This window comes from Brevundimonas sp., assembly GCF_004210735.1.
Classification (GTDB): domain Bacteria; phylum Pseudomonadota; class Alphaproteobacteria; order Caulobacterales; family Caulobacteraceae; genus Brevundimonas.
This window is the reverse complement of record NZ_SDZL01000086.1, coordinates 1-7558: the sequence shown is the minus strand read 5'-3', so window position 1 is coordinate 7558 and position 7558 is coordinate 1. Positions and strand designations below refer to the sequence as shown.

Below are 7558 nucleotides of genomic sequence, written 5' to 3'. Positions count from 1 at the left end.
AAGCTGCGTCCAAAAACAATGGCTTTAGCGGTGATCGTCGCAGTCACCGGCTGGACACTGGTTATTCGGCTTGTGTAGCTCCATCGTCTAATCGCCTCTCTCGTGTCTGCAATGGGTCGAAAGCGGTCGTTCAATCCTCGCAGATGTAGGGCTCAGCCAACTTTCCATTTTCGACCCTGCCGTGACATCCGAAGGTGGATTGATGGGGCTCGCAGCGTCCGATGACGACGCTGCCCACGGCCACGACGGCGGCATTCTCTGGGGCCTCGCTCAGACACCTGCCGGTGCAGTCAGACGTGCTCTGGCAGAGCTTTCCCCCATCTGCGTACTCCTTCTGGCAGATTGGGGATCCAAACGGAGAGACGCTCTCATAGCCGCCGGATGATCGGCATTGAGCAAGGTCCGAGGAACTTAGTCTGGAGTGGCGAGCTCCGGCGCAGTTGGCCAGCGTGAAGGCGAAGACGATTATCGCTGCAGCGGCCCAATATTTCATCGGAGCACAATCCGCTATCCCTCGAACGTCCGCAACGGGTCGTGAGCCGAACCGCGCCCCAAGTGCGGAAAACCGCCATCACTCCTTCAATCGCCGACAGACGCGGGCAGGATCACACCCTGGCGATAAGCGACCTTCGCGCGTCCCCATCGCCCCCTCCGCGACGTAGCCTCAGGGTGATCCGATCGCGGACGATCTCGCACATTAGCAGTCCCGGGCATTCGTGTCGGTCCAGGCCTATGTCACGGTCGCTTGGCTTAGCCTTCGGCATGGCCAAGAGCAGCATCTTTCGCCTACGTCAGCAATGGAGGCGAGCGGACGCTGCTCGCCCAACGGTCTGATCGGATCAACCATGACGCTGCGTCTTCACACCGTCGAGTTCGCGCCTGCCCAGCTGGCCGCCCTGCGCCGCGTCAACGCCATCCTGGCCCGCGCGCCGCGGCTGCGCACCGATCCCTGGCGGGTCGAGGCGGGGCAGCGGCTGTCGACCTGGCTGGACGCCGCCTCGGGCCGGCTGACCCCGCTCAGCTTCAAGCGGCGCGGCGTGACGGTCGAGATCGTGGACACCGGCGGCGATCAGCCCGTGCCCCTGCGCATCCTGCGGCCCGACGGTCGCCCGCGCGCGGTCGTGCTGGACATCCACGGCGGGGGCTGGGTGCTGGGCAGCGCCGGGCTGAACGACCGGCTGAACGCCCATCTGGTCCATCATGGCTTCTGCGTCGTGTCGATCGACTATCGCCTGCTGTCCGAGCGGCGCGGTGTCTATATCGACGCCGCCATCGCCGACTGCGTCCGGGCCGCCCGCTGGACGCTGGAGCATCTGGACGACCTGGGCGCCCACGACCTGTTCATGGCGGGCGAAAGCGCCGGGGGGCATCTGGCCGCCCTGACCGTCATCGCCCTGCGCGATCAGGGGCTGGCCGACCGGGTGCGCGGCTGCGTCTTCGCCTATGGCGTCTTTGACCTGTCGGGCACGGACAGCGTGCGCGCCGCCGGGCCGCAAACCCTGCTGTTCAATGGCCCGACCATGCAGGCGGACCTGGCGCGGCTGGCGCCCGATCGGGACGAGGCCGCCCTGCGCCATGCCGACGTCTCGCCCCTGTACGCCGATCTGACCGATGTCCCGCCCGCCCTGTTCCTGGCGGGCGGGCGCGATCCCCTGTTCGAGGACAGCGCCCTGATGGCCGCCCGCTGGGGCGAGGCGTCGGACGCCGACCTGATCCGCGTGCCCCAGGCGCCGCACGGCTTCCTGCATTTCGGCGGCCCTGCCGCACGCGGCGCCCGGCAGGCCATCCGGCACTGGATGGGCGCGCGTTTGGCGGACTGATCGCCCGCCCCGTTGCACAGACCGACTGTCGCAGGCCGAAACCAAACCGTCCCCGAGGGATTGCCACCGGTGAAGCTGTTCACAGGAGGCGGACACCCATGCTGTTGCCAGGGGCCTATCGGCCACACCCGTTACACGCCCTGATGCTGGCGTTCCCCGTCGCCCTGTTCCCGGCCCAGCTGGCCGCCGACATCACCTATCTGAACACCGCCGAGCTGCAGTGGACCAATTTCGCGGCCTGGCTGAACGCCGGCGCCCTGGTCATGGGCGGGCTGGTCGGGGTCTGGGCCATCATCGACGCGGTTCTGGCCCGGCGCCGCGGCGGCGCCCGCCGACCGCTGGCCTATGTGATCGCCCTGGCCCTGGCCTGGATCATCGGCCTGGTGAACGCTTTCAAGCATAGCCAGGACGCCTGGAGCTCGGTCGGCGCCTTCGGCCTGACCCTGTCCATCCTGTCCGCCGTGCTGGTCCTGATCGCCGGCTGGATCGCCTGGTCCGGCCACACGCAGGAGACCCTCTGATGAACCGGTTCAGCCTTGCGGCCTCGGCCCTCGCCCTGGCGCTCGCCGCCTGCGGCAGTCCCAGTGATCCGGCCCTGAACGAGGTCGGGCCCCGCCCCACGATCCCTGAGCGGAACCAGACGCTCATCCCGCCGATGAAGATCTCGCTTCCGGCGGCCTGGGGCAGTGAGATGCCGACCGTCCCCGCCGGCTTCGCCATCACCCCGCTGGCGACCGACCTGCGGATTCCGCGTCAGATGCTGGTCCTGCCCAATGGCGACATTCTGGTGGCCGAAGGTCGCGGCGGCGGCGCCCCGCCCCTGCGGCCCAAGGACGTCATCGCCGGCGTGATCAAGAAACGTGGCAACACCCAGGTCGAAAGCGGCGACCGCATCACCCTGCTGCGCGACGCCGACGGCGATGGCCGCGCCGAGGTGCGAGAGATCTTCATCGCCGACCTGAACGCGCCGTACGGCCTGGCCTTCGTCGACGGCTATATCTACGTCGCCGCCCAGGACGCCCTGCTGCGTTTCCCCTATCAGGACGGCCAGACCCGCATCACCGCCCCGGCCGAGGAGGTGACCAAGCTGCCCTCGCGGCTGAACCACCACTGGACCAAGGCGATGACCGCCAGTGCGGACGGGACCAGGCTGTATGTCGGCATCGGCTCCAACAGCAACGTCGGCGAACGCGGCATGGCGGTCGAGGAAGAGCGCGCCGTGGTCTGGGAGATCGACCGCCTGACCGGCGCCCGGCGCACCATCGCCACCGGCATCCGCAACCCCACCGCCCTGGCCATCGAGCCGACCAGCAACCTGCTGTGGTCCGTGGTCAACGAGCGGGACGAACTGGGCCCGCAGCTGGTCCCCGACTATCTGACCCAGGTGCGCGACGGCGCCTTCTATGGCTGGCCCTACAGCTATTGGGGCAAGACCCTGGACCCGCGCGTCAAACCACAGAAACCCGAACTGGTCGCCCGCGCCGTGACGCCCGATTACGCCCTGGGGAACCACGTCGCGGCGCTGGGCCTCAGCTTCGCGCGCGACGGCGGCTTTGGCGGCCGCTTCACCGACGGCGCCTTCGTCGGCATGCACGGCAGTTGGAACCGTCAGGACCCGTCCGGCTTCAAGGTCGCCTGGATTCCCTTCAGCGGCGGCAGACCCTCTGGTCCGCCGATCGACTTCGCCACCGGCTTCCTGAAGGACGGCAAGGCGCGCGGCCGCCCGGTCGGCGTCGCCTTTGACCCGACGCGCCGCATCCTGCTGGTGGCCGACGACCTGTCGAACACGGTCTGGCGGATCGCACCGACGACGACACCGGCAGCCCCTGCGCTTTCTGTGGACAACGCAAGACCCTGATCCGCAGGTGCGAATTCGGTCCGTCCACAGATGTCCACAGAGTTGCCCACCGGCGCCGAGGCGGTTCCGCACAGCCGGCGGAATTGGGGCGCTTGCCTCATAGCGGGTTTCATCGGAACGTCAACGGGCCGAGGGACACGGCGGCGCGGAAATCCGGGGAGACCGGGGTTTCAAGCGGGTCGGTCCGGCTCTCAGATCGGACGAAGCAAAAGGCCTTAGGGCCGATGCGACGAAGGACTGGGTCCAGGCTCCCGAACAGACGCTTCGGCGTCGGTTCACGGAGAACCGGACCGGGATCGACGGACGGCGCAAGGTTCGCCTTGCGGAACGCCAGAGACCAGGGGCCGACAGGATACAGCCGACCGCCATTCGGGTTCGCCCGGACGGCGCCCAGGCCAGGGCCCTGACCCATCTGGCCAAGTCCAACCCGGACTTGGTGAGGGGACGAAGAGCACCGGTTCGCCCGGACGCTTCGTCCCCTCGCTCAATTTTGGCCCTCGCGATCCAGATCAGGGTCGCTCGCCGACAACCCAGCACCGCTCCAGCGCCGCTTCGTGACGAGTCCACCAGGCATAAACCGGGGAATCTATGTTCCCGACGAAGTGGAAGCGTGTCGATGCGCCTTCGATGGCCCCAAACGGAGCTTGAAAGCTGACACGCACACCGTCGGCGACCGGCGCAGGCGGCAAGCTCGAGGGCAGGATCGGCAGGCTGATTTCAAGTCGTGACGGCCCGTCGCGCAGGAAGGTCGTAACGGCGGCGCAGGTATCTGATCGCGCCCAGGCCACGGCAATCCCGCCGCCTTCCCCCATAGTCTCGCGCCTCAGGATATCCACGCTGGGATGGTGACGAGAGCGATAGGCGCCAAGCGTCATCTTGCGGCCGACAAAGACCGGCTCAAGGTCAAGAATGAAGCGGGGACCGGTCAGATCGTTCTGACGATGGGCCGTTGGTTCTGTGGGGACGACCTCTTGCCCCATGACAGCCACCACAAGCGCCAACACCAGCATTTCCATGACCCCCTCCTATCCCGACTGGGTCCCACGTTGGACCGGCGCAACTTGATCTTTCAATAGCCCCGTCCCTCCCCTAGACCTAGGCACATGAACCCGCTCGGGAATCGCCTGCTGACGCGCCGCGGCGCCCTGCTGGCCGGCACGGCCGCCGCTCTCGGCGCCGCCGGCCTGTCGGCCTGCGGCCGGGCCGAGGCCCCCGTGGACGAGCAGGGGCGCATCCGCCTGCGCTTCGCCACCGACTGGCGCGCCCAGGCCGAGCATGGCGGCTTCTATCAGGCGCTGGCGTCGGGGGCCTATGAGAAGCGCGGTCTGAACGTCCAGATCATTCAGGGCGGGCCGGGCGTGAACGTGCCGCAGTTGCTGGCGTCCGGCGCGGTCGAGCTGGGCATGGGCTCCAACAGCTTCATCCCGATGAACCTGGTCGCCGAGGGCGCCCCGGTGAAGGCCGTCGCCGCCTTCTTCCAGAAGGACCCCCAGGTCCTGATCGCCCATCCCGACCCGGCGCTGAAGACGATCGCCGACCTGAAGGGCCGGCCGATCCTGCTGGCCGACGCCTCGATCACCGCCTTCTGGGTCTGGCTCAAGGCCAAATACGGCTTCACCGACGATCAGGTCCGCAAATACACCTTCAACCCGGCGCCTTTCCTGGCGGACAAGCGGGCGGTGCAGCAGGGCTATCTGACCAGCGAACCCTATTCGATCGAGAAGGAGGCGGGGTTCGAGCCGCGCGTCTTCCTGCTGGCGGATGAAGGCTACCCCTCCTACGCCACCATGGTGCTGGCGCCGAACGCCTTTGCGCGGGACAACGCCCAGGCCTTGCGTGACTTCATCGCCGCCTCGGCCGAGGGCTGGCGCGACTATATCCACGGCGACGCCAGGGCCGCCGACGCCCTGATCCGCAAGGACAACCCCGAGATGACCCAGGACGTTCTGGATCAGGCCCGGGCCAAGCTGCGCGAGTACGCCATCGTCGATGGCGGCGACGCCGCCCTCTACGGTCTGGGGACGATGACCCCCGAACGCTGGCAGGCCTTCTTTGACGTCACCAGCCAGGCGGGCGTCTATGATCCCGGCCTGAACTGGCGCGACGCCTTCACGACCCAGTACCTGCCGGGCCGTGGGTGAGAAGGCCCCTCACTCGCCGTCATCCTCGGGTCAAGCCCGAGGATGACGGCAAGGGATGGAACATCGCGCCTCCCCATTCAGGGGAAGAATTTATGATGACCGCCGCCACCCTGTCCTCCGCCATCATCCACTACCCGTCCCGCGTCCGGCCGCTGGGCCCGCTGAACCTGACCGTCGCGGCCGGAGAGATCGTGGCGCTGGTCGGGGCGTCGGGATCGGGGAAGTCGACGGCGCTGCGCCTGCTGGCCGGACTGGAGCAACCCGACGAGGGGACCGCGACCCGCGCCGCCGGTCCCGGCCGCATCGGCTTCGTCTTCCAGAGCGCGACGCTTGCGCCCTGGGCTGACGCCCTGTCCAATGTGGCCCTTCCTCTTGAACTTTCCGGCGTCCCCCGGCTTGAGGCCCGGCGGCGCGCGACCGAAGCCTTGACCGCCGTGGGCCTGTCGGAGGCGCTGTCCGCCCGCCCGGCCCAGCTGTCGGGCGGCATGGCCATGCGGGTGTCGCTGGCCCGCGCCCTGTCGATCCGCCCCGAACTGTTGTTGCTGGACGAGCCTTTCGCCGCCCTGGACACCATCACCCGCCGCGCCCTGGTCAAGGACCTGCACGCCCTGTGGGCCGCAGGCGCGCCCCGCCCGGCCATCGTCTTCGTCACCCATGATGTCGAGGAGGCGGTCTATCTGGCCGGGCGTGTGGTGGTGCTGCAGGCCGCAACCGGCCGCGCCGTCGCAGACATCCCCACGCCCGGCGCCCTGCCCCGCCCGCCGCAGTGGCGCGCCCATGCCGACTATCGCCGCGCGGTCGAGGATGTCGCCGCCGCCCTGTCAGACGCCATGGGGGTTCCAGAATGAGGCGGCTGACGGCCCTGCTGCCCGCCCTGATCGCCTTCGCCGTCCTGCTGGCGGGATGGGAGGCGGCGTGCCGCCTGCTGGCCATCCCGGTCTATTTCCTGCCGCCGCCCAGCGCGGTGGCGGTCGCCCTGGTTGAGCGCGCGCCGGTGCTCGCGGCCTCGGCCTGGGCCACCTTCGGCATGGCGATGCAGGCGCTGCTGTTGGCGACGGCGGTGGGCGGCGGACTGGCGCTGGCCGTCTCGCTCAGCCGGTCGGCCGAGCGCGGGGTGCGGCCGCTGGCGGTCATCGTTCAGGTCACGCCCGTGATTGCCATCGCGCCGCTGGTGCTGATCTGGACGGGGCTGGACCGGGCCGAACTGGCGGTCGTCATCCTGGCCGCCGCCGTGGCCTTCTATCCGATCTTCTCGGGCGTGCTGACGGGGCTGAAGTCGGCCGACCCGGATCTGGAGCGCCTGTTCGACCTCTATGCCGCCTCGCCGCTGCAACGGCTGTGGCGCCTGCGCCTGCCCGCCGCCCTGCCCCAGGCGCTGGAGGGTCTGCGGGTCGGCGCCGGTCAGGCCGTGATCGGCGCCGTGGTGGCCGAGTTCGTCTCGGGCTCGGGCGCGACCAAGGGGCTGGCCTGGCGGCTGCTGGAGGCGGGCAATCGCCTGCGCATCGCCGAACTGCTGGCCGCCGTCGTCTGGCTGGCGCTGCTGGGCCTGCTGCTGAACGCCGTCATCGCGGCGGTGGAGCGCAGCGTGCTTAACGCGCGCGGGCGTTAGCGGCGGATTAAGCGTCGGGCCCCTAGCGTGGCGTCTGATGTCCGCCTTTGCGAGATCCCTTTGCGCCGCGCCCTGATCCTGACTGTCGCCTGCGCGGCCGCTTCCATGGCGGCCCCGGCGGCCGCGCAGG

At 69.0% G+C, this 7558-nt stretch carries 7 protein-coding genes; 6 read left to right on the top strand and 1 reads right to left on the bottom strand.

The window, feature by feature from the left end:
- Window positions 1-845: 845 nt before the first annotated feature.
- The 3 genes from EON91_RS13425 to EON91_RS13415 all read left to right on the top strand — a co-directional run bounded on the left by EON91_RS13425 (window position 846) and on the right by EON91_RS13415 (window position 3678).
- Window positions 846-1820, top strand: coding sequence for an alpha/beta hydrolase (locus EON91_RS13425; RefSeq protein ID WP_292095706.1), 975 nt, complete (start codon window positions 846-848; stop codon window positions 1818-1820).
- A 98-nt stretch (window positions 1821-1918) separates the two neighbouring features.
- Window positions 1919-2341: a DUF2231 domain-containing protein gene (locus EON91_RS13420; protein ID WP_292095703.1), complete on the top strand. Its 423-nt coding sequence runs from the start codon at window positions 1919-1921 to the stop codon at window positions 2339-2341.
- Window positions 2341-3678 (top strand): sorbosone dehydrogenase family protein, encoded by a 1338-nt coding sequence (locus EON91_RS13415; protein ID WP_292095702.1) that lies wholly within the window; start codon window positions 2341-2343, stop codon window positions 3676-3678. Before EON91_RS13420 ends, EON91_RS13415 begins: the two co-directional genes overlap by 1 nt.
- Window positions 3679-4187: 509 nt before the next feature.
- On the opposite strand, the gene EON91_RS13410 is transcribed toward EON91_RS13415, so the two are convergent.
- Complete coding sequence (locus tag EON91_RS13410) at window positions 4188-4694, bottom strand: hypothetical protein (protein WP_292095700.1); 507 nt, start codon at window positions 4692-4694, stop codon at window positions 4188-4190.
- Window positions 4695-4781: 87 nt separating this feature from the next.
- Here EON91_RS13410 and EON91_RS13405 point away from each other — a divergent pair, with 87 nt between their 5' ends.
- From EON91_RS13405 to EON91_RS13395, 3 genes are all read left to right on the top strand, one after another.
- On the top strand, window positions 4782-5819 hold the full coding sequence (locus EON91_RS13405) for an ABC transporter substrate-binding protein (protein WP_292095697.1): 1038 nt from the start codon (window positions 4782-4784) through the stop codon (window positions 5817-5819).
- 95 nt (window positions 5820-5914) lie between these two features.
- Window positions 5915-6667 (top strand): ATP-binding cassette domain-containing protein, encoded by a 753-nt coding sequence (locus tag EON91_RS13400; protein WP_292095695.1) that lies wholly within the window; start codon window positions 5915-5917, stop codon window positions 6665-6667.
- Window positions 6664-7428 (top strand): ABC transporter permease, encoded by a 765-nt coding sequence (locus EON91_RS13395; protein ID WP_292095693.1) that lies wholly within the window; start codon window positions 6664-6666, stop codon window positions 7426-7428. The genes EON91_RS13400 and EON91_RS13395 overlap by 4 nt, the downstream gene beginning before the upstream one ends.
- The last annotated feature ends 130 nt before the right edge of the window (window positions 7429-7558 follow it).